This window comes from Enterobacter asburiae (assembly GCA_011754535.1).
Lineage (GTDB): Bacteria > Pseudomonadota > Gammaproteobacteria > Enterobacterales > Enterobacteriaceae > Enterobacter > Enterobacter cloacae_N.
On sequence record JAAQVN010000001.1, the window covers coordinates 1687697 to 1711241 of the forward strand.

General features: G+C 56.6%; 18 protein-coding genes. 16 read left to right on the forward strand and 2 right to left on the reverse strand.

The window, feature by feature from the left end:
• Positions 1-103: 103 nt before the first annotated feature.
• From rpsA to HBM95_07895, 9 genes are all read left to right on the forward strand, one after another.
• Positions 104-1777: a 30S ribosomal protein S1 gene (rpsA, locus tag HBM95_07855; GenBank protein NIH42844.1), complete on the forward strand. Its 1674-nt coding sequence runs from the start codon at positions 104-106 to the stop codon at positions 1775-1777.
• A 170-nt stretch (positions 1778-1947) separates the two neighbouring features.
• On the forward strand, positions 1948-2235 hold the full coding sequence (gene ihfB / locus HBM95_07860; GenBank protein ID NIH42845.1) for an integration host factor subunit beta: 288 nt from the start codon (positions 1948-1950) through the stop codon (positions 2233-2235).
• Between the two features lie 214 nt (positions 2236-2449).
• Complete coding sequence (locus HBM95_07865) at positions 2450-4714, forward strand: ComEC family protein (GenBank protein NIH42846.1); 2265 nt, start codon at positions 2450-2452, stop codon at positions 4712-4714.
• Positions 4715-4750: 36 nt separating this feature from the next.
• Complete coding sequence (msbA, locus tag HBM95_07870; protein NIH42847.1) at positions 4751-6499, forward strand: lipid A ABC transporter ATP-binding protein/permease MsbA; 1749 nt, start codon at positions 4751-4753, stop codon at positions 6497-6499.
• Positions 6496-7473, forward strand: coding sequence for a tetraacyldisaccharide 4'-kinase (lpxK, locus tag HBM95_07875; GenBank protein ID NIH42848.1), 978 nt, complete (start codon positions 6496-6498; stop codon positions 7471-7473). The genes msbA and lpxK overlap by 4 nt, the downstream gene beginning before the upstream one ends.
• A gap of 44 nt (positions 7474-7517) precedes the next feature.
• On the forward strand, positions 7518-8747 hold the full coding sequence (locus HBM95_07880; GenBank protein ID NIH42849.1) for a winged helix-turn-helix domain-containing protein: 1230 nt from the start codon (positions 7518-7520) through the stop codon (positions 8745-8747).
• A 45-nt stretch (positions 8748-8792) separates the two neighbouring features.
• A complete protein-coding gene (locus tag HBM95_07885) occupies positions 8793-8975 on the forward strand; it encodes a protein YcaR (GenBank protein NIH42850.1) in 183 nt (60 codons plus the stop codon).
• The gene (gene kdsB, locus HBM95_07890) at positions 8972-9718 is read left to right on the forward strand and encodes a 3-deoxy-manno-octulosonate cytidylyltransferase (GenBank protein NIH42851.1); all 747 of its coding nucleotides are present in this window, start codon (positions 8972-8974) and stop codon (positions 9716-9718) included. The genes HBM95_07885 and kdsB overlap by 4 nt, the downstream gene beginning before the upstream one ends.
• A gap of 141 nt (positions 9719-9859) precedes the next feature.
• Positions 9860-10753 (forward strand): YcbJ family phosphotransferase, encoded by an 894-nt coding sequence (locus HBM95_07895; GenBank protein NIH42852.1) that lies wholly within the window; start codon positions 9860-9862, stop codon positions 10751-10753.
• Here the strand turns inward: HBM95_07895 and elyC are convergent.
• A complete protein-coding gene (gene elyC, locus HBM95_07900; protein NIH42853.1) occupies positions 10730-11509 on the reverse strand; it encodes an envelope biogenesis factor ElyC in 780 nt (259 codons plus the stop codon). The genes HBM95_07895 and elyC overlap by 24 nt on opposite strands.
• A gap of 124 nt (positions 11510-11633) precedes the next feature.
• On the opposite strand from elyC, the gene cmoM reads away from it, so the two are divergent.
• The 7 genes from cmoM (at position 11634) to HBM95_07935 (ending at position 22271) form a co-directional block, all read left to right on the forward strand.
• A complete protein-coding gene (cmoM, locus tag HBM95_07905; protein ID NIH42854.1) occupies positions 11634-12413 on the forward strand; it encodes a tRNA uridine 5-oxyacetic acid(34) methyltransferase CmoM in 780 nt (259 codons plus the stop codon).
• Between the two features lie 3 nt (positions 12414-12416).
• Entirely contained in the window at positions 12417-13739 is a 1323-nt protein-coding gene (mukF, locus tag HBM95_07910) for a chromosome partition protein MukF (protein ID NIH42855.1), read from the forward strand.
• Positions 13720-14424 carry a chromosome partition protein MukE gene (gene mukE / locus HBM95_07915; GenBank protein NIH42856.1) on the forward strand — a complete coding sequence of 235 codons (705 nt, stop codon included), beginning with the start codon at positions 13720-13722 and terminating at the stop codon, positions 14422-14424. Before mukF ends, mukE begins: the two co-directional genes overlap by 20 nt.
• The gene (gene mukB, locus HBM95_07920) at positions 14424-18875 is read left to right on the forward strand and encodes a chromosome partition protein MukB (protein NIH42857.1); all 4452 of its coding nucleotides are present in this window, start codon (positions 14424-14426) and stop codon (positions 18873-18875) included. The genes mukE and mukB overlap by 1 nt, the downstream gene beginning before the upstream one ends.
• A 178-nt stretch (positions 18876-19053) precedes the next feature.
• A complete protein-coding gene (gene ldtD, locus HBM95_07925) occupies positions 19054-20877 on the forward strand; it encodes a L,D-transpeptidase (protein NIH42858.1) in 1824 nt (607 codons plus the stop codon).
• A 165-nt stretch (positions 20878-21042) separates the two neighbouring features.
• Positions 21043-21603, forward strand: coding sequence for a YcbK family protein (locus HBM95_07930; GenBank protein NIH42859.1), 561 nt, complete (start codon positions 21043-21045; stop codon positions 21601-21603).
• Positions 21604-21623: 20 nt separating this feature from the next.
• The gene (locus HBM95_07935; protein ID NIH42860.1) at positions 21624-22271 is read left to right on the forward strand and encodes an MBL fold metallo-hydrolase; all 648 of its coding nucleotides are present in this window, start codon (positions 21624-21626) and stop codon (positions 22269-22271) included.
• Between the two features lie 48 nt (positions 22272-22319).
• On the opposite strand, the gene HBM95_07940 is transcribed toward HBM95_07935, so the two are convergent.
• Entirely contained in the window at positions 22320-23510 is a 1191-nt protein-coding gene (locus tag HBM95_07940) for an aspartate/tyrosine/aromatic aminotransferase (protein ID NIH42861.1), read from the reverse strand.
• Positions 23511-23545 lie beyond the last annotated feature (35 nt).

Genomic DNA, 23545 nt, shown 5'->3' on the forward strand with positions numbered 1-23545 from the left:
GATTTAGCAGTACCCCCGCTGCAATGGACTGACGGCGGGTATGTGAAACAACCCCATCCGGCACGGAGCCAGGTGGACGTTAATATTAACCTGAAGATTAAACATGACTGAATCTTTTGCTCAACTGTTTGAAGAATCCTTAAAAGAAATCGAAACCCGTCCGGGTTCCATCGTTCGCGGTGTTGTTGTTGCTATCGACAAAGACGTAGTACTGGTTGACGCCGGTCTGAAATCTGAGTCCGCCATTCCGGCTGAGCAGTTCAAAAACGCCCAGGGCGAGCTGGAAATCCAGGTTGGTGACGAAGTTGACGTTGCTCTGGACGCAGTAGAAGACGGCTTCGGCGAAACCCTGCTGTCTCGTGAGAAAGCTAAACGTCACGAAGCATGGATCACGCTGGAGAAAGCTTACGAAGAAGCTGAAACTGTGGTCGGTGTTATCAACGGCAAAGTTAAAGGTGGCTTCACTGTTGAGCTGAATGGTATTCGTGCGTTCCTGCCAGGTTCACTGGTAGACGTTCGTCCAGTCCGTGACACCCTGCACCTCGAAGGCAAAGAGCTTGAGTTCAAAGTAATCAAGCTGGACCAGAAGCGTAACAACGTTGTTGTTTCCCGTCGTGCCGTTATCGAATCCGAAAACAGCGCAGAACGCGATCAGCTGCTGGAAAACCTGCAGGAAGGCATGGAAGTCAAAGGTATCGTTAAGAACCTCACTGACTACGGCGCATTCGTTGACCTGGGCGGCGTTGATGGCCTGCTGCACATCACCGACATGGCGTGGAAACGCGTTAAGCACCCAAGCGAAATCGTGAACGTGGGCGACGAAATCACTGTTAAAGTGCTGAAGTTCGACCGCGAGCGTACTCGTGTATCCCTCGGCCTGAAACAGCTGGGCGAAGATCCATGGGTAGCTATCGCTAAGCGTTACCCAGAAGGTACTAAACTGACTGGTCGCGTAACCAACCTGACCGACTACGGCTGCTTCGTTGAAATCGAAGAAGGCGTTGAAGGCCTGGTGCACGTTTCCGAAATGGACTGGACCAACAAAAACATCCACCCATCCAAAGTTGTTAACGTTGGTGATGTAGTGGAAGTGATGGTTCTGGATATCGACGAAGAACGTCGTCGTATCTCCCTGGGCCTGAAACAGTGCAAAAACAACCCATGGCAGCAGTTCGCGGAAACCCACAACAAGGGCGACCGTGTTGAAGGTAAAATCAAGTCTATCACTGACTTCGGTATCTTCATCGGCCTGGACGGCGGCATCGATGGCCTGGTTCACCTGTCTGACATCTCCTGGAACGTTGCAGGCGAAGAAGCAGTTCGTGAATACAAAAAAGGCGACGAAATCGCTGCAGTTGTTCTGCAGGTTGACGCAGAGCGTGAGCGTATCTCCCTGGGCGTTAAACAGCTCGCAGAAGATCCGTTCAACAACTGGGTTGCACTGAACAAGAAAGGCGCAATCGTAAACGGTAAAGTGACTGCAGTTGACGCTAAAGGCGCAACCGTAGAACTGGCTGACGGCGTTGAAGGTTACCTGCGCGCTTCTGAAGCTTCACGTGACCGCGTTGAAGATGCCACTCTGGTTCTGAACGTTGGCGACGACGTTGAAGCTAAGTTCACCGGTGTTGACCGTAAGAACCGTGCAATCAGCCTGTCTGTTCGTGCTAAAGACGAAGCTGATGAGAAAGATGCAATCGCAACTGTTAACAAACAGGAAGATGCAAACTTCTCTAACAACGCAATGGCTGAAGCTTTCAAAGCAGCTAAAGGCGAGTAATATCAGGTTCTCGGCATCATTTGAGCTGTAACGCATTTACAGCGCGAAGGATGAGGAGCAGACTTGACAGATTGCAGGATTCGTCCTGTAATCAATAACAAAGGGCGGCTACGGCCGCCCTTGTTTAATGAGCTGTTCAGCTAATTGGTTTGAAAGGAACCGGAGGAATCATGACCAAGTCAGAATTGATTGAAAGACTTGCCAGTCAGCAACCGCATATCCCTGCCAAGGCAGTGGAAGATGCCGTAAAAGAGATGCTGGAGCATATGGCCTCCACTCTTGCCCAGGGCGAGCGCATTGAAATCCGCGGTTTCGGTAGTTTTTCTCTGCACTATCGTGCTCCACGTACCGGGCGTAACCCGAAAACTGGTGATAAAGTCGAGCTGGAAGGTAAGTACGTTCCACACTTTAAGCCGGGTAAAGAGCTGCGCGATCGCGCCAATATTTACGGCAACTGAGTTTAGCCAGCCGGTTAAACTGGGTTCGAAAGAAAGCACCTGCGGGTGCTTTTTTTGTACCCGTCGCTTTCTTTCTGAAGGTGCCTCGCATTTTCCGTTTCGTTTTCTGTAACGCATAAAATACATTGCTGCGCTTGCTGTAAATCGCATCCTTCTTACCTGACGACCCGCACCACCCGCTAGCATACTGCCACCCTGAAACAGGGAGGTAGCAATGGGAATTCCCGCTTTAGGTATCTGCGCCATTCTGGCGATAGCCCCGTTACTCTGGTTACCCGAACTGCCATCGCGTTATACCGTGTGGATAATGATGGCTGGCGGGGCTGCACTGGCCGCACGCCAAAACATACGGCTTAAGTATGTGGGGCTTACGCTGCTCTTTTGCGTGTGGGGCATTCTGGCTGCGCAAGAGAGCGTCTGGCCGATGCAGCATTTAACCACAGGTGCCGTACAGGCCGAGGTAGAAATCTCCACCACTGATGGTGCCACTGTGCATCAGGGAAAAATACTCACCGTTGATGGCCAACGCTGGTGGGCGTCAACGGGCGTAACGCTTTATGGTCATTATCTGCCGCAGAAAGCGTGCGCCGGTCAGCGCTGGGCAATGACCCTCAGGCTCAGGCCGGCTCACGGCGAACTGAACGACGGAGGGTATGATCCCCAGCGCAGCGCTATTGCCCGCCATCAAACGCTGAGCGGGCGCTTTACCCATGCAGAACTCGTCGATGGGCGTTGCAGTCTGCGAGCGCAATACCTGACGTCGCTGCAAAACCGACTTTCTGCATATCGCTGGGGCGCAGTGATCCTCGGGCTGGGGATGGGGGAACGTCTGGATGTTCCAGAAGAAATAAAAGACCTGATGCGTGAAACCGGCACGCTGCATCTGATGGCGATTTCGGGCCTGCATATCGCGCTGGCGGCCTCCATCGTCTGGTTGCTCACGCGCGGGCTTCAGTTTTTATTACCTTGCCATCGTGTCCACTGGCAAATGCCTCTGCTGGCCGGGTTATGCTTTGCCGCTTTCTACGCCTGGCTGACCGGCCTGCAGCCGCCCGCGCTACGCACGGTCATCGCACTTGCCGTGCTGGCGGCACTGCGCATCGGTGCCCGGCAGTGGTCTCCCTGGCAGGTGTGGATCTGCTGTGTCGCGGCGATCCTGATAAGCGATCCCTTAGCCATGCTATCGCAGAGTCTGCTTCTGTCTGCATTTGCCGTCGCCGCGCTGATTTTCTGGTTTCAGTGGCTACCGCTTCCTGACTGGCAACGGGCTCGACGTATTCGGCCGCTGCTGAACCTTCTCTATCTTCAGGTCGGCATGCTGTTGCTTCTCATGCCGTTACAGGTTCTGATTTTCCATGGCTTTAGCATTTCATCGTTGATCGCCAATCTCTTTGCCGTTCCGCTGGTGACGTTTGTCTGCGTACCGCTGATTTTACTTGGCATGCTGCTCCATCTGCTGCCACTGGCGGGGCTGGAAAGCGGCATCTGGTATACGGCCGATAAGGCGCTTGCCGGGTTGTTCTGGCTGCTGATGCGCCTGCCAGACGGCTGGCAGAGTGTGGATCAACGCTGGCAATACATAACGTTACTGCCCTGGCTTATCATCATCGGCTGGCGTTTTCGTGCCTGGAAAACCGTTCCTGCCGTTTGTCTGGCTGGAAGTGTCTTACTGGCTTTTCCCCTCTGGCGAACGGCGAAAAGCGACGCATGGACGCTACATATGCTGGATGTAGGGCAGGGGCTGGCAATGGTCATTGAACGGCAGGGTAAAGCCATTCTCTATGACACCGGGCTCGCCTGGCCGGGCGGGGATAGCGCGCAGCGGTTAATCATACCGTGGCTGCGCTGGCATCACCTGCGGCCAGAGGGGGTTATTCTCAGCCATGAGCACCTCGACCATGCGGGAGGCCTTGCATCGCTACAAAAAGCATGGCCTGAGATATGGGTAAGAAGTCCGCTGCGCCTGGCGGGGCATCTTCCCTGTTTTCGTGGGCAAAAATGGCGATGGCAGGGGTTAACCTTCTCCGTCCACTGGCCTCCTGAAAATTATCCGGCTCAGGGGAACAATCACTCCTGCGTGGTAAAAATTGACGACGGCGAGCAGAGCGTTCTGCTGACGGGAGACATTGAAGCACAGGCAGAACAGGCTATGCTTAGCCATTACTGGAAACATCTTACGTCAACACTCATACAGGTACCGCATCACGGCAGCAATACCTCGTCATCTTTGCCGCTGGTACAGCGGGTGGATGGACAGATTGCGCTGGATTCAGCGGCCCGCTACAACGCATGGCGGTTCCCGTCGGTTAAAGTGGTCCGGCGTTATCGAAAAGAGGGGTATATCTGGCACGATACCCCCCATTCCGGGCAAATATCGGTGACGTTTTCGCACCATCGCTGGCAAATCCGGCTCTTGCGGGATCAATTTTTACCACGTTGGTATCATCAGTGGTTTGGCGCGCCCGTAGATAACGGGTAGAATATGCGGCTATTTCAACAAATGCTGGTTTTTTGAATGCATAACGACAAAGATCTCTCCACGTGGCAAACCTTCCGCCGACTCTGGCCGATGATTGCACCTTTTAAAGCAGGCCTGATCGTGGCGGGTGTAGCGTTAATTCTCAACGCAGCCAGCGATACTTTTATGTTATCGCTCCTCAAACCGTTACTGGATGACGGTTTTGGTAAAACGGATCGCTCAGTGTTGCTATGGATGCCTCTGGTGGTTATCGGGCTGATGATCTTACGTGGTATCACCAGCTATATCTCCAGCTACTGCATCTCCTGGGTTTCCGGGAAAGTGGTTATGACCATGCGCCGTCGTCTGTTCAGCCACATGATGGGCATGCCGGTCTCATTCTTTGACAAGCAGTCTACCGGGACGCTGCTGTCCCGCATCACCTACGACTCAGAGCAGGTAGCCTCCTCGTCCTCAAGCGCACTGATTACCGTCGTGCGTGAAGGGGCGTCGATCATCGGCCTGTTCGCGATGATGTTCTATTACAGCTGGCAGCTGTCGATCATCCTTATCGTTCTGGCGCCGATAGTTTCTATTGCTATCCGTGTCGTCTCGAAGCGCTTCCGCAATATCAGTAAAAATATGCAGAACACCATGGGGCAGGTGACGACCAGCGCAGAGCAGATGCTGAAAGGGCATAAAGAAGTGTTGATCTTCGGCGGTCAGGAAGTCGAAACCAAACGCTTTGACAAAGTCAGCAACAAAATGCGTCTGCAGGGGATGAAGATGGTCTCGGCCTCTTCCATCTCTGACCCGATCATTCAGCTGATTGCCTCACTGGCGCTGGCGTTCGTTCTCTATGCGGCAAGCTTCCCGAGCGTAATGGAGACACTGACGGCGGGTACCATCACCGTGGTCTTCTCCTCTATGATCGCCCTGATGCGCCCGCTGAAATCCCTGACGAACGTGAACGCCCAGTTCCAGCGCGGGATGGCCGCCTGCCAGACGCTGTTCAGCATTCTGGATTCCGAACAGGAAAAAGACGAAGGTAAACGCGAGGTAGAGCGTGCGCGCGGCGACGTTGAGTTCCGCAACGTGACCTTCACCTATCCAGGCCGCGAAACGCCGGCTCTGCGCAATATCAACCTGACGATTCCGGCAGGTAAAACCGTTGCGCTGGTAGGCCGCTCCGGCTCCGGTAAATCCACCATTGCCAGCCTCATCACCCGTTTCTACGACATTAACGAAGGTGAGATCCTGCTGGATGGCCACGACCTGCGGGAGTACACCCTGCAGTCGCTGCGTAACCAGGTTGCGCTGGTTTCTCAGAACGTGCATCTCTTCAACGATACGGTTGCCAACAACATTGCTTATGCGCGCACTGACGAGTACAGCCGCGAGCAGATTGAGAACGCCGCGCGTATGGCCTATGCAATGGACTTTATCAACAAGATGGATAACGGTCTGGATACGATAATCGGTGAAAACGGCGTACTGCTCTCCGGCGGTCAACGCCAGCGTATCGCCATTGCGCGCGCGCTGCTGCGCGATAGCCCGATTCTGATCCTGGACGAAGCAACCTCTGCTCTGGATACGGAATCTGAACGCGCGATTCAGTCGGCGCTGGATGAACTGCAGAAGAACCGTACTTCGCTGGTGATTGCGCACCGTCTGTCCACTATTGAGCAGGCGGATGAGATCGTCGTGGTTGAGGACGGCATCATTGTTGAACGCGGAAGCCATGCTGATCTGCTGGAACACCGCGGCGTTTACGCCCAGCTTCATAAGATGCAGTTCGGCGAATGATTGCACGCATCTGGTCCGGTGAATCCCCGCTGTGGCTGCTGCTTTTGCCGCTTTCCTGGCTGTACGGCCTGGTGAGCGGCACTATTCGCCTGTTTTACCGTCTGGGGATCAAGCGCGCCTGGCGCGCGCCGGTGCCGGTTGTAGTGGTGGGTAACCTCACGGCGGGCGGCAACGGCAAAACGCCGGTGGTGATCTGGCTGGTAGAGCAGTTGCAAAAGCGCGGTATTCGCCCCGGCGTGGTGTCGCGCGGCTATGGTGGCAAAGCGGCGCATTACCCATTGCTGCTGTCGGCGGAAACCACGACCGCAGAAGCGGGGGATGAGCCAGTATTGATTTTCCAGCGTACCGGCGCGCCGGTTGCGGTCTCCCCGGTCCGCAGCGACGCCGTTCAGGCACTGCTTGCCGAACAGGCGGTACAAATCATCATCACTGACGATGGCCTGCAGCATTACGCTCTGGCGCGTGATAAAGAGATTGTGGTTATTGACGGCGTTCGCCGTTTCGGCAACGGCTGGTGGCTGCCTGCTGGCCCCATGCGCGAACGCGCTTCGCGACTGAAGTCCGTTGATGCAGTGATTGTGAACGGTGGTGAGGCAAAATCGGGTGAAATCCCGATGAACCTGCAGCCGGGTCTGGCGGTCAACCTGGCGACGGGTGAACGCCGGTCGGTTGCTGAGCTACCTTCACTGGTGGCGATGGCGGGAATTGGTCATCCGCCGCGCTTCTTCGCGACGCTGGAGCAGTGTGGCGCCCGGCTTGAAAAACGCGTTCCGCTGGCCGACCATCAGGCGCTGGTGGAAGGGCAGGTGGATGCCCTGACCGTGCCCGGACAGTCGCTGATCATGACCGAAAAAGATGCGGTGAAATGCCGTGCCTTTGCGAAAGAAAACTGGTGGTACCTGCCGGTTGACGCTGAACTCAGCGGCGAAAAGCCGGAACAATTGCTCAAGGAACTGATTGCGTTGGTGCAGTAGAGACTTACGCGGTTCTGGTGGCGCTTTGACTGACAGGAAAACGCATGTCTTTACCGCAACTCTCGCTTTCAGCCGCACGTCATTTACACCTTGCCGCGCAGGGGCTGCTCAAAAAGCCCCGCCGCCGCGCGCAGCCTGCCGATATCCTCTCTACCGTCCAGCGCATGTCGCTGCTCCAAATCGACACCATTAATATTGTGGCCCGTAGCCCTTACCTGGTGCTGTTTAGCCGTCTGGGAAGTTATCCTTCGCAGTGGCTGGATGAGGCGCTCTCCAAAGGGGAGCTGATGGAGTACTGGGCGCACGAAGCCTGCTTCCTGCCCCGCAGCGACTTTGCCCTGGTGCGCCACCGTATGCTTGCCCCGGAAAAGATGGGCTGGAAATACCGGCAGGCGTGGATGCAGGAACACGCGGCCGAAATAGAGCAGCTTATCAGCCATATTCAGGAAAAAGGCCCCGTTCGCTCCGCTGATTTTGAACATCCCCGCAAAGGTGCAAGCGGCTGGTGGGAGTGGAAACCGCACAAGCGTCATCTGGAAGGGTTATTCACGTCAGGCAAAGTCATGGTCATTGAACGGCGTAATTTTCAGCGCGTTTATGACCTGACGCATCGCGTGATGCCCCACTGGGACGACGAGCGCGACATGCTTACTCAGGAGGCCGCCGAAGCCATCATGCTGGAAAACAGCGCCCGCAGCCTGGGTATTTTCCGTGCGCAATGGCTGGCAGATTATTACCGCCTTCGCCAGCCCGCGCTGAAGCCGCTGCTGGAGATATGGCAGCGCGAACAGCGAGTCATTCCCGTCACGGTGGAAACGCTGGGAGAAATGTGGCTGCATGCGGATCTCCTCCCTCTGCTGCCCGAGGCCCTGGAGGGGAAACTCCGGGCAACGCACAGCGCGGTGTTGTCACCTTTCGATCCGGTGGTCTGGGACAGAAAGCGCGCTGAGCAGCTATTCGATTTCAGCTACCGGCTGGAGTGCTATACCCCGGCGCCAAAGCGGCAGTACGGCTATTTTGTTTTACCGCTGCTGCACAAGGGGCAACTGGTCGGCCGCATGGATGCCAAAATGCACCGCAAGACCGGCACGCTGGAAGTCATTGCGCTTTATCTGGAAGAGGGCGTCAGGGTCACTGCGAGCCTGGAAAAAGGGCTAACCTCCGCCATTAGCGAGTTCGCGCGTTGGCAGGGAGCTCACGACGTGACGCTTGGCCGGGCACCTGACGGGTTATTCACATCCTGTCGAAGTGGCTGGGAAACAGGCACTCCCTGAAAAGGGAATGTGTTAAGCTTTAGCGATTACCCATACGGAGGAACTATGGATCACCGTTTACTTGAAATTATTGCCTGCCCGGTATGCAACGGCAAACTCTACTACAGCCAGGATAAACAGGAGCTGATTTGCAAGCTGGACAGTCTGGCCTTCCCGCTGCGTGACGGCATTCCGGTATTGCTGGAAAACGAAGCCCGTTCCCTGGTGGCAGAAGAGAGCAAACCATGAGTTTTGTCGTCATTATTCCTGCGCGTTATGCCTCAACGCGTCTGCCGGGTAAACCTCTGGTGGATATCAACGGCAAGCCGATGATTGTGCATGTCCTTGAGCGGGCGCGTGAGTCCGGTGCCGACCGCATTATCGTTGCAACCGACCATCCTGATGTCGCCCGCGCGGTTGAAGCCGCAGGCGGTGAGGTGTGCATGACCCGCGCCGATCACCAGTCCGGCACCGAGCGTCTGGCGGAAGTGGTTGAGAAGTGTGGTTTCAGTGACGATACGGTCATCGTAAACGTGCAGGGCGACGAGCCGATGATCCCGGCGGTTATTATCCGTCAGGTGGCGGAGAATCTGGCGCAGCGCCAGGTCGGTATGGCGACGCTCGCGGTGCCCATTCACCACGCTGAAGAGGCATTTAATCCGAATGCGGTGAAGGTTGTCATGGATGCCGAAGGCTACGCGCTCTATTTCTCGCGCGCCACGATCCCCTGGGATCGCGATCGCTTTGCGGTATCAAAAGAGACCATCGGTGATTCCTTCCTGCGTCATATTGGGATCTACGGCTATCGCGCCGGCTTTATTCGTCGCTATGTTGCCTGGGCGCCGAGCCCGCTGGAGCATATCGAAATGCTGGAGCAGCTTCGCGTCCTCTGGTATGGCGAAAAAATCCACGTTGCCGTTGCCCGCGAAGTACCGGGAACGGGTGTTGATACGCCGGAAGATCTTGAGCGCGTCCGCGCCGAGCTGCGCTAATCCCGCCTGCATCCCTCCTTTCGGGGGGATGTCCTCTCCCCGCTAATTCCCCTTTCTTTACCCTAATTGATCTCTTCCGGGTGACATCTTCACGCTGTGCGCTCATTATAAAAGCAGTAGTCTTAATGGGGGTAATCTCATATGGAACAGCTGCGTGCCGAACTTAGCCATCTGCTGGGTGAGAAGTTAAGCCGGGTCGAATGCGTGAGTGAAAAGGCCGATACCGCACTTTGGTCGTTGTATGACAGCCAGGGCAACCCGATGCCGCTGATGGCCAGAAGTTTCACCTCGCCGGGCGTTGCCAGGCAGCTTGCGTGGAAAATGTCGATGCTGGCGAGGGAGGGGACCGTCCGTATGCCGACCGTGTACGGCGTGATGACGCATGAGGAACACCCCGGTCCGGATGTACTGCTGATTGAGCGTTTGCGCGGCGTGCCCGTTGAAGCGCCCGCGCGCACGCCGGAACGCTGGGAGCAGCTGAAAGACCAGATTGTCGAGGCGCTGCTGGCCTGGCACCGCCAGGATAGCCGCGGGCTCGTCGGGCCGGTCGACAGCACTCAGGAAAACCTGTGGCCGCTGTGGTATCGCCAGCGGGTGGAAGTGCTGTGGGGGACGCTTAACCAGTTCAACAATACCGGTTTAACCATGCAGGACAAACGTATCCTGTTTCGCACCCGCGAGTGCTTACCGGCACTGTTCGAAGGATTTAATGACAACTGCGTTCTGATCCACGGCAATTTTACTCTGCGCAGCATGCTAAAGGACTCCCGCAGCGATCAGCTTCTGGCAATGTTGGGGCCGGGGATCATGCTCTGGGCGCCGCGCGAATATGAGCTGTTCAGGCTCAGCGACAGCGGGGCGGCGGAAGGGTTACTGTGGCACTACCTTCAACGCGCGCCCGTTGCAGAGGCGTTTCTCTGGCGACGCTGGCTCTACCTGCTCTGGGACGAAGTGGCGCAGCTGGTCAACACCGGACGTTTCAATCGCGCCAACTTCGATCTTGCGGCGAGGTCACTCCTGCCCTGGCTCGCCTGACGATCCTTTCAGCCACTGCCAGAGGCGTCCGAGCGTCTCGTAGCCGACGCGATCGCTATGCATCAGCCACATCGGAGATGGAATAATCCGCTCCCATGGGTTGAGCGGCGCGCTGATGGCCATCTGGTTTGCCGGTGCGGGAAGCGGGTGCAGGCCTTGCTTCTCGAAGAAAATCATCGCTCTTGGCAGGTGCGAGGCGGAGGTCACCAGTAAGAACGGAACATCGCCAATCGCCTGCTTCACCGCAGCGGCCTCTTCCTCGGTATCCTTTGGGCTGTCCAGGGTGATAATCGAGGAACGCGGGACGCCGAGCGATTCCGCGATTCTGGCGCCCGCTTCAGCCGTACTCACCGGGTTCGTTTTTGCCGCCGCGCCGGTGAAGATCATTTTTGATCCCGGATTCGCCAGCCAGAGGCGAATGCCCTCGTTTAGCCGCGGCAGGCTGTTGTTAATCAGGTTCGAGCTGGGGGCCCAGTCAGGATCCCAGGTATATCCGCCGCCCAGCACCACGATGTATTCAACTTTCTGGTTTCCCTGCCACGTTGGGTACTTAGCTTCGATGGGACGTAACAGGCCATCCGCCACCGGTTGCAGGCTCAGCAGCAGCAGGACAAGCCAGCCGAACGTGATAAGCGTTTTGCCACTTTTCTGAAAGCGACTAAACCACACCAGCGCCAGCCCCAGCGCAATGATGATGAGTAGCAGCGGAAGGGGAAGCATCATCCCTCCAACGTATTTCTTAAGGGTAAAAAGCATCCTTTTTGGTTCCTTTTTTGACCATATAGCAGGTGATTACCCGTGATATTACACCAGAGAGGTTCATTCTCCGCGCGGGTGTGACAAAATAGCGGTTTTGCAGTTAGCGAGTGGAACTCTCCCAATGCGGGATCGCAATTTTGATGACATCGCGGAAAAGTTTTCGCGCAACATTTATGGCACCACGAAAGGACAGCTCCGTCAGACGATCCTCTGGCAGGATCTGGACACCATTCTGGCTACCTTTGGCGGCCAAACGTTGCGCGTACTGGACGCCGGAGGCGGTGAAGGGCAGACGGCGATAAAAATGGCCGGGCTCGGTCATCACGTCACGCTTTGCGATCTTTCTGCTGAAATGGTCGCCCGCGCGACGCGTGCCGCAGAAGAGAAAGGTGTGAGCGACAACATGCATTTTATACAATGCGCCGCTCAGGACATCGCACAGCATTTGGAAACCCAGGTTGATCTGATATTGTTTCATGCGGTGCTGGAGTGGGTAGCCGATCCGCTAAGCGTGTTACAAACCCTGTGGTCGATGTTGCGCCCGGGCGGCACGCTGTCGCTGATGTTCTACAATGCTAACGGCTTCCTGATGCACAATATGGTGGCAGGAAACTTCGACTATGTTCAGGTCGGGATGCCTAAAAAGAAAAAACGCACGCTTTCCCCGGACTATCCGCGCGATCCGCAGCAGGTTTACGGCTGGCTGGAAGAGATTGGCTGGCAGATCGTCGGGAAGACGGGCGTCAGGGTGTTTCATGATTATCTGCGTGAAAAACACAAACAGCGTGACTGTTTTGACACCTTAACAGAATTAGAAACGCGGTATTGCCGCCAGGAGCCTTTTGTCAGCCTTGGCCGCTATATTCACGTCACCGCGCACAAGCCGCAGATGCAAGGATAACCTATGAGTGAATTTTCCCAGACAGTCCCCGAACTGGTTGCCTGGGCCAGGAAAAACGATTTCTCCATCTCGCTGCCGGTAGACAGACTCTCTTTCCTGCTGGCGGTTGCCACGCTGAACGGCGAGCGGCTGGACGGTGAAATGAGCGAGGGTGAACTGGTGGATGCGTTCCGCCACGTCAGTGATGCGTTTGAGCAAACCAGCGAAACCATTAGCGTGCGTGCCAACAACGCGATCAACGATATGGTGCGTCAACGTCTGCTGAACCGCTTTACCAGCGAGCAGGCGGAAGGAAACGCCATCTATCGCCTGACGCCGCTGGGCATCGGCATCACCGATTACTATATTCGCCAGCGCGAATTTTCCACGCTGCGTCTTTCCATGCAGCTCTCGATCGTGGCCGGTGAGCTTAAGCGCGCCGCCGATGCGGCGGATGAAAACGGTGACGAATTCCACTGGCATCGCAACGTTTACGCGCCGCTGAAATACTCGGTGGCCGAGATTTTCGACAGTATCGATCTCACCCAGCGCCTGATGGACGAACAGCAGCAGCAGGTGAAAGACGATATCGCGCAGCTGCTGAATAAAGACTGGCGAGCGGCCATCTCCAGCTGTGAACTTTTGCTGTCAGAAACCTCCGGTACTCTGCGTGAACTGCAGGATACGCTGGAGGCCGCAGGGGACAAGCTGCAGGCCAACCTGCTGCGCATCCAGGACGCGACCCTGGCGCACGACGATCTGCATTTTATCGACCGTCTGGTGTTCGATCTGCAGAGTAAACTCGACCGCATTATCAGCTGGGGCCAGCAGTCGATCGATCTGTGGATCGGCTATGACCGCCACGTGCATAAATTTATCCGTACCGCGATTGATATGGATAAAAACCGCGTCTTTGCCCAGCGTCTGCGTCAGTCGGTACAGACCTACTTTGATGCGCCGTGGGCGCTGACCTATGCCAATGCCGATCGTCTGCTGGATATGCGCGACGAAGAGATGGCATTGCGCGATGAAGAGGTGACCGGTGAACTGCCGCCGGATCTGGAGTACGAAGAATTCAACGAAATTCGCGAGCAGCTTGCGGCCATGATCGAAGAACAGCTCGCTGTCTACAAAACCAGACAAGCGCCGCTGGATCTTGGACTCGTGGTGCGCGACTATCTGGCGCAATATCCTCGCGCGCGCCACTTCGACGTTGCCCGCATTGTGGTAGACCAGGCGGTGCGCCTGGGTATCGCGCAAGCAGATTTCACCGGACTGCCGCCGAAGTGGCAGCCAATTAACGATTACGGAGCCAAGGTACAGGCGCATGTCATTGACAAATATTGAACAAGTGATGCCAGTTAAGCTGGCACAGGCGCTGGCGAATCCGTTATTTCCGGCGCTGGACAGCCAGCTACGTGCCGGTCGTCACATTGGCCTGGACGAGCTGGATAATCACGCCTTTTTGATGGACTTCCAGGAGTACCTGGAAGAGTTTTACGCCCGCTATAACGTGGAGCTTATCCGCGCGCCGGAAGGCTTTTTCTACCTGCGCCCGCGCTCCACGACCCTGATCCCGCGCTCTGTTCTCTCCGAGCTGGACATGATGGTCGGCAAAATTCTTTGCTATCTCTATCTCAGCCCGGAACGTCTGGCGAATGAAGGGATCTTCACCCAGCAGGAACTTTACGACGAGCTGCTGACGCTGGCGGATGAAAGCAAGCTGCTCAAGCTGGTGAACAACCGCTCCACGGGGTCGGATCTCGATCGTCAGAAATTACAGGAAAAGGTTCGCTCTTCCCTGAACCGTCTGCGCCGTCTGGGGATGGTCTGGTTTATGGGCCACGACAGCAGCAAATTCCGCATTACGGAATCGGTCTTCCGCTTCGGCGCCGACGTGCGTGCGGGCGATGACGCGCGTGAAGCGCAGCTTCGCATGATCCGCGACGGTGAAGCGATGCCGGTGGAAAACCATTTGCAGCTCAACGACGAGCATGAAGAGAATCTGCCGGATAGCGGGGAGGAAGAGTAATGATTGAACGCGGTAAATTTCGCTCACTGACGCTGATTAACTGGAACGGCTTCTTTGCCCGAACGTTCGATCTGGATGAGCTGGTCACGACGCTCTCCGGCGGTAACGGGGCGGGGAAATCCACCACCATGGCGGCGTTTGTTACGGCGCTGATCCCCGATCTGACGCTGCTTCACTTCCGTAACACCACCGAAGCGGGCGCGACAAGCGGCTCCCGTGATAAAGGTCTGCACGGTAAGCTGAAAGCGGGCGTTTGTTATTCCGTGCTGGACGTCATTAACTCGCGTCACCAGCGCGTGGTGGTGGGCGTGCGCCTGCAGCAGGTCGCCGGTCGCGACCGTAAAGTGGATATCAAACCGTTTGCCATCCAGGGGCTGCCAACCTCCGTGCAGCCGACCGCGCTGCTCACGGAAACCCTGAACGAACGCCAGGCGCGCGTGTTGACGCTGCAGGAGCTGAAGGACAAGCTCGAAGCTATTGAAGGCGTGCAGTTCAAGCAGTTCAACTCGATTACCGATTACCACTCCCTGATGTTCGATCTGGGCGTGGTGGCGCGCCGTCTACGCACCGCATCAGACCGTAGCAAATACTACCGTCTGATCGAAGCCTCCCTGTACGGCGGTATCTCCAGCGCCATTACCCGCTCCCTGCGAGACTACCTGCTGCCGGAAAACAGCGGCGTGCGTAAGGCCTTCCAGGATATGGAAGCGGCGCTGCGTGAAAACCGCATGACGCTGGAAGCCATTCGCGTTACCCAGTCTGACCGCGACCTGTTTAAACACCTGATCAGCGAAGCCACCAACTACGTGGCGGCGGACTATATGCGTCACGCCAACGAGCGCCGCGTGCATCTCGACCAGGCGTTAGAATACCGCCGCGAGCTGTTTACCTCCCGTAAACAGCTGGTGGCCGAGCAGTACAAGCACGTCGAGATGGCGCGCGAGCTGGGCGAGCACAACGGTGCCGAAGGCGATCTGGAAGCTGATTACCAGGCTGCCAGCGATCACCTGAACCTGGTGCAGACCGCGCTGCGCCAGCAGGAGAAAATCGAGCGCTATGAAGCGGATCTCGATGAGCTGCAGATTCGTCTTGAAGAGCAAAATGAAGTGGTGGCCGAAGCCGCCGAGATGCAGGAAGAGAACGAAGCCCGCGCCGAAGCTGCCGAGCTGGAAGTGGACGAGCTGAAAAGCCAGCTTGCTGATTACCAGCAGGCGCTGGACGTGCAGCAGACGCGTGCGATTCAGTACAACCAGGCGCTGCAGGCGCTACAGCGTGCGAAAGAGCTGTGCCATCTGCCAGACCTGACGCCGGACAGCGCCGACGAGTGGCTGGATACCTTCCAGGCCAAAGAGCAGGAAGCCACCGAGAAACTGCTCTCGCTTGAACAGAAAATGAGCGTCGCGCAAACGGCGCACAGCCAGTTTGAGCAGGCTTATCAGCTGGTGGTCGCGATTAACGGCCCGCTGGCGCGTAATGAAGCCTGGGACGTAGCCCGTGAACTGCTGCGCGACGGCGTGAACCAGCGCCATCTGGCCGAACAGGTGCAGCCGCTGCGTATGCGCCTGAACGAACTGGAACAGCGCCTGCGCGAGCAGCAGGAAGCCGAGCGTTTGCTCGCTGAGTTCTGCAAGCGCCAGGGCAAACAATACGATTTCGACGAGCTTGAGGCACTGCATCAGGAGCTGGAAGCACGTATTGCGGCCCTGTCTGATACCGTATCAAACGCCAGCGAACAGCGTATGACGCTGCGTCAGGAGCTGGAGCAGCTTCAGTCTCGTTCGAAGACGCTTCTGGAGCGTGCGCCGGTCTGGCTGGCAGCGCAAAGCAGCCTGAACCAGCTCAGCGAACAGTGTGGCGAGGAGTTTGAATCCAGCCAGCAGGTGACCGAATACCTGCAGCAGCTGCTGGAGCGCGAGCGCGAAGCCATCGTTGAGCGTGACGAAGTGGGCGCGCGCAAGCGTGACGTGGATGAAGAAATCGAGCGCTTAAGCCAGCCGGGCGGGTCAGAAGATCCGCGTCTGAATACCCTGGCCGAGCGTTTTGGCGGCGTACTGCTGTCTGAGATTTACGATGACGTTGGCCTGGACGATGCGCCGTATTTCTCCGCGCTGTACGGTCCATCCCGCAACGCAATCGTGGTGCCGGATCTGTCACTGATTTCTGAGCAGCTGGCAGGGCTTGAGGATTGTCCGGAAGATCTCTATCTGATCGAAGGGGATCCGCAGTCGTTCGATGATAGCGTCTTCAGCGTTGACGAGCTGGAAAAAGCGGTGGTGGTGAAAATCGCCGATCGCCAGTGGCGCTATTCCCGCTTCCCCGAGCTGCCGCTGTTTGGCCGCGCCGCGCGCGAAAGCCGCATCGAGAGCCTGCACGCCGAGCGTGAAACGCTGTCTGAACGTTTTGCGACCCTGTCGTTTGACGTGCAGAAAACCCAGCGTTTGCACCAGGCGTTCAGCCGCTTTATCGGAAGCCATCTCGCCGTGGCGTTTGAAGCCGACCCGGAAGCGGAAATCCGCAAGCTCAATACCCGCCGTGGCGAGCTGGAGCGCGCGATTACCAGTCATGAAAGTGACAACCAGCAGAGCCGCGTCCAGTTTGAACAGGCGAAAGAGGGCGTCGCTGCCCTTAACCGCATCCTGCCGCGCCTCAACCTGCTGGCGGATGATACGCTGGCCGACCGCGTGGATGAGATCCAGGAGCGTCTGGATGAAGCCCAGGAAGCCGCGCGTTTCGTGCAGCAGCACGGCAACCAGCTGGCGAAGCTGGAGCCCGTGGTGTCTGTACTGCAAAGCGACCCGGAACAGTTCGAGCAGTTAAAAGAAGATTATGCCTGGTCGCAGCAGGTGCAGCGCGAGGCGCGCCAGCAGGCGTTTGCCCTGACGGAAGTGGTGCAGCGTCGGGCCCATTTCGGCTACTCCGATTCGGCTGAAATGCTGAGCGGTAACAGCGACCTGAATGAAAAACTGCGTCAACGCCTTGAGCAGGCGGAAGCCGAACGTACCCGCGCTCGCGAAGCGATGCGCAGCCACTCGGCGCAGCTGAATCAGTACAACCAGGTGCTGGCCTCGCTGAAAAGCTCCTTCGACACCAAGAAAGAGCTGTTAAACGACCTGCAGAAAGAGCTGCAGGACATTGGCGTCCGTGCCGACAGCGGGGCGGAAGAGCGCGCGCGCATTCGTCGTGATGAGCTGCATAGCCAGCTCAGCAATAACCGTGCGCGTCGTAATCAGCTGGAGAAAGCGCTCACCTTCTGCGAAGCGGAAATGGATAACCTGACCCGTCGCCTGCGCAAGCTGGAGCGCGACTATCACGAAATGCGTGAGCAGGTCGTGACGGCGAAAGCGGGCTGGTGCGCCGTGATGCGCATGGTGAAAGACAACAACGTTGAACGTCGCCTGCACCGTCGCGAGCTGGCATACCTCTCTGCCGATGAGCTGCGTTCGATGTCGGATAAGGCGCTGGGTGCGCTGCGTCTGGCGGTGGCGGATAACGAACATCTGCGCGATGTATTGCGCATGTCAGAGGATCCGAAACGTCCTGAACGTAAAATTCAGTTCTTCGTGGCCGTTTATCAGCACCTGCGCGAGCGTATTCGTCAGGACATCATCCGTACCGACGATCCAGTCGAAGCCATCGAACAGATGGAAATTGAGCTGGGGCGTCTGACGGAAGAGCTGACCTCCCGCGAGCAGAAGCTGGCGATCAGCTCCCGCAGTGTGGCGAACATCATTCGCAAAACCATTCAGCGCGAGCAGAACCGTATCCGCCAGCTGAACCAGGGGCTGCAGAGCGTCTCGTTTGGTCAGGTCAACAGCGTGCGTCTTAACGTCAACGTCCGTGAAGCCCACGCGACGCTGCTGGAAGTGCTCTCTGAGCAGCACGAGCAGCATCAGGATCTGTTCAACAGCAACCGTCTGACCTTCTCCGAAGCGCTGGCGAAGCTGTATCAGCGCCTGAATCCGCAGATTGATATGGGCCAGCGTACGCCGCAAACCATCGGTGAAGAGCTGCTGGACTACCGCAACTACCTGGAAATGGAAGTTGAGGTTAACCGTGGTTCAGACGGCTGGCTGCGTGCGGAATCCGGGGCGCTCTCTACCGGTGAAGCCATCGGTACCGGGATGTCAATTCTGGTGATGGTGGTGCAGAGCTGGGAAGATGAAGCACGTCGTCTGCGCGGGAAAGATATCTCCCCATGCCGACTGCTGTTCCTGGATGAAGCGGCGCGTCTCGATGCCCGCTCTATTGCCACGCTGTTCGAGCTTTGCGAACGTCTCGATATGCAGCTCATTATTGCGGCACCGGAAAACATCAGCCCTGAAAAAGGCACCACCTATAAACTGGTGCGTAAAGTGTTCCAGAACAGCGAACACGTGCACGTTGTCGGGCTGCGTGGCTTTGCGCCGCAGCCGCCGGAGTCATTGCCGGAAACCACGGCAGACGCGTCCTGAGGCGTTTTGTTACAAAGAGCGGCGCAGAAGCGCCGCTTTTTTTATTCACTTAACTTGTGCTCAGGGCTGCGTTATCTTTAAACTTCTTTACATAAGGTAAGGCAGCAGAGTTGTCGTCTACCTATAATAAAAGAAAGCCCCACCGTGATGGGCATGTCGTGAAAACAGGGGGCAAGGGATGTTGCTGAAGAAAGAATGTGGTCGTCAGCTGTCAGCGCTGAGTTTATGCCTGGCAGTGATGTTTGCTCCACTGTTAACCGCCCAGGCCGACGAGCCTGAAATTGTGCCGACTGACAGCTCCGCAGCGACAGGCGCGCAGCCGACGTCATTGTCTCAGCCGCTGGAACAGTCTCCGGCAACGGCCATCATGGCCGGGATTAAGCCGTTGCCGGAAGGCATTGACGTCGAATCGCTCAGCCAGCAGCTCCAGACGGGGCTGCCGTCAGGCTACACGCCCGCCTATATCAATCAGCTCACGCTGCTTTATGCTGCCCGCGATATGAAACCCATGTGGGAAAACCGTGAAGCCGTGCGCGCCTTCCAGCAGCAGTTGGCGGAAGTGGCGATTGCGGGCTTTCAGCCGCAGTTTACGAAGTGGGTTGAACTGTTAACCGATCCTGCCGTCACCGGTCAGGCGCGGGATGTGGTCCTTTCCGATGCCATGATGGGCTACCTGCAGTTTGTGGCGGGTATTCCGGTTAACGGTAACCGCTGGTTGTACAGCGATAAGCCCTATAAGCTGGCGACGCCAGCCCTGTCGGTGATTAACCAGTGGCAATTAGCGCTGGATAACGGCGACCTGCCGCGCTTCATTGCCAGCCTCGCGCCGGCGCATCCGCAGTATGCCACCATGCACCAGTCGCTCCTCGCGCTGGTGGGGGACTCGCGGCCATGGCCGCAAATGCGGGGGACCGCAACGCTGCGTCCGGGTCAGTGGAGCAGCGATGTGCCTGCCCTGCGCGAGATCCTGAAACGCTCCGGTATTCTTGATAGCGGGCCGAAGATTGCCTTGCCGGGCGACGATCCGCAAAGCGCGGTGGTCAGCCCGTCAGCGCCCGTGAAAGAGAGCAAGGCCATTACCCTGAGTAATAAGCCCGCGGCCTATGATCGCGAACTGGTCGCCGCGGTTAAACAGTTCCAGGCCGCTCAGGGGCTAGGGGCCGATGGCGTCATTGGCCCGTCAACGCGTGACTGGCTTAACGTATCGCCTGCGCAGCGGGCAGGGGTGCTGGCGCTCAATATTCAGCGTTTGCGCCTGCTGCCGGGCACGCTGTCAACCGGCATTATGGTTAACATCCCGGCCTATTCACTGGTCTATTATCAGGATGGTAGCGAGAAGCTGGCCTCGCGCGTGATTGTCGGGCGTCCTGATCGTAAAACGCCGATGATGAGCAGCGCGTTAAATAACGTGGTGGTTAACCCACCGTGGAACGTACCGCCGACGCTGGCGCGTAAGGACATTCTGCCTAAGGTCTGGAACGATCCGGGTTATCTGGAACGTCATGGCTATACGGTAATGCGTGGCTGGAACAGTAAAGAGGCGATCGATCCTTATATGGTCGACTGGTCGACGATCACGCCATCTAACCTGCCGTTCCGCTTCCAGCAGGCACCTGGCGCACATAACTCGCTTGGACGCTATAAATTCAACATGCCGAGTTCAGATGCTATCTATCTGCACGATACGCCGAACCACAATCTGTTCCAGAAAGATACCCGGGCACTGAGTTCAGGCTGCGTGCGCGTGAATAAAGCCTCGGAGTTGGCCAACATGCTGTTGCAGGATGCGGGCTGGAACGATACGCGTATTTCTGACGCCCTGAAGCAGGGGGATACGCGCTACGTGAATATTCGCCACAACATTCCGGTCAATCTTTACTATCTGACGGCGTTTGTGGGCGAAGACGGGCGCACTCAGTACCGTACAGATATTTACAATTATGATCTCACCGCGCGATCCGGCGCACAAATTTTGCCAAAAGCGGAACAATTAATCAGGTAAATGAAGCAGTTCGGGAAAAATGATTGTCGTAAGTTATGGTGAATCGGGGCCAATATCGCTGTAAGCCGCGTATTCACTGGGGTTGGGCGCCTTGACGTACCCCGTTTTGCCAGTTAAGGTGCCCTTCGTGCGCTAAGCATATTACGATTTCTTTGACCTGTAGACCTGATTATCATGGACAAATTTGACGCTAATCGCCGCAAGCTGCTGGCGTTAGGTGGTGTTGCGCTTGGCGCAGCGGCCATCTTACCGACGCCAGCATTTGCCACCCTCTCGACACCTCGTCCGCGCGTTTTAACGCTCAGCAATCTTCACACCGGTGAGTCGCTAAAAGCGGAGTTTTTCGATGGCAGAGGCTATATTCAGGATGAATTAGCAAGACTCAACCATTTTTTCCGTGATTTCCGCGCGAATAAAGTAAAAGCCATCGACCCTGGACTGTTTGATCAGCTTTTCCGCCTTCAGGGCCTGCTGGGCACCAGCAAGCCGGTGCAGCTTATTTCTGGTTATCGCTCAATTGATACCAATAACGAACTGCGCGCCCATAGCCGTGGGGTAGCGAAAAAAAGCTACCACACGAAGGGACAGGCAATGGATTTCCACATTGAAGGCGTTTCGTTAGCCAATATTCGCAAAGCCGCGTTATCTATGCGCGCTGGTGGTGTAGGATATTACCCACGTAGCAACTTTGTGCATATTGATACCGGGCCGGTTCGGCACTGGTAATAACGAAACACAGGAGCAGTATGAACTATCGTATTATTCCGGTTACCGCGTTCTCCCAGAACTGTTCATTAATCTGGTGCGAACAAACCAAACTGGCCGCGCTTGTCGATCCCGGCGGTGACGCTGAGAAAATCAAGCAGGAAGTTGCCGACAGCGGCGTGACGCTGATGCAGATTTTACTGACGCATGGTCACCTCGACCATGTGGGTGCAGCGGCTGAACTGGCTAAATACTACGGTGTGCCGATTATCGGCCCGGAAAAAGAAGATGAGTTCTGGCTGCAGGGGTTACCCGCCCAAAGCCGCATGTTTGGCCTTGATGAGTGTCTGCCTTTGACGCCCGATCGTTGGCTAAACGAAGGAGAGCGCGTTAACGTAGGGAATGTGACTTTACAGGTGTTGCATTGTCCTGGGCATACGCCAGGCCATATCGTCTTCTTTGACGACCAGTCCCGTCTGCTGATATCCGGCGATGTGATTTTCAAAGGTGGCGTAGGACGCAGCGATTTTCCGCGTGGCGACCACGGGCAGCTGATTCAGTCGATCAAACAGAAGTTATTGCCGCTGGGTGATGACGTAACGTTTATCGCAGGACACGGTCCGATGTCGACGCTGGGCTATGAACGGCTCCATAACCCGTTCCTTCAGGATGAAATGCCTGTCTGGTAACCAGCATAAAAAAAAGCCTGCTTAACGCAGGCTTTTTTGTGGGCGCTATTACAGGACGGCGACAATCGCTTCGCACAGTGGCGCCATGTTGTCAGGGGTCATGCCTGCAACGTTCACGCGGCCAGAGGCTACGGCGTATACGCCGAACTCTTCGCGCAGACGCAGAACCTGCTCTTTGGTCAGGCCGCTGAACGAGAACATGCCGTTCTGTTTGATGATGAAGCTGAAGTCGCGGTCTGCGCCTTTCTCAGCCAGGGTGTTCACAAACAGCAGGCGCATGCGCTGGATACGCTGACGCATATCGTTCAGCTCTTGTTCCCAGATCGCGCGCAGCGCATCGTTGCTCAGAATGGTCGCAACAACAGACGCACCGTGTGCCGGCGGGTTAGAGTAGTTAGCGCGAATAACGGATTTCATCTGGCTGAAGGCGCGATTGGCGGTTTCATCGTTAGCCGCAACCAGCGTACAGGCACCTACACGCTCATTGTACAGACCAAAGTTCTTGGAGTAGGAGCTTGCAACGATCAGCTCCTGATGCACGGCTGCGAACGCGCGCAGGCCTTCGGCATCTTCTTCCAGACCGCGGGCGAAGCCCTGGTAAGCAAAGTCAAACAGCGGCAGCCAGCCTTTCTCAACGGAGAGCTTCGCCAGGTGTTCCCACTGCTCAAGCGTTGGATCGATACCGGTCGGGTTGTGGCAGCAGCCGTGGAACAGCACCACGTCACCCGCCTGCGCTTCGCTCAGACTTGAAAGCAGGCCGTCAAAGTCCAGAGCGTGGTTTGCCGCGTCGTAGTATGCATATTCGCGCACTTCCAGGCCCGCAGAATTAAAGACGCTCTTGTGGTTCGGCCAGCTTGGGTTGCTCACCCATACGCGCTTAACAGAGGTGTTTTTCGCAAGGAAATCCGCCGCCACGCGCAGCGCGCCGGTACCGCCAGGGGTCTGCGCCGTGCGCGCACGTTTGTCACTCACAATTGCGCTGCCTTTACCGAACAGCAGCTCCTGGGTGCAGCGACCAAATTCAGGGATACCATCAATACCGAGGTAGTTTTTGGTGGTTTCATTTTCCAGCAGATACTGCTCGGCTTTCTTAACGCTGGTCAGTACCGGAGTTTTGCCGGTTTCATCTTTATATACACCAATACCCAGGTTGATTTTGCCAGGGCGGTCGTCGGCACGAAACAGATCGGCCAGGCCCAGAATAGGGTCGGCAGGAGCGGCGGTAATGTTCTCAAACATGACGAAGTTCCATTGTGATTACAGAAGTGAAATCC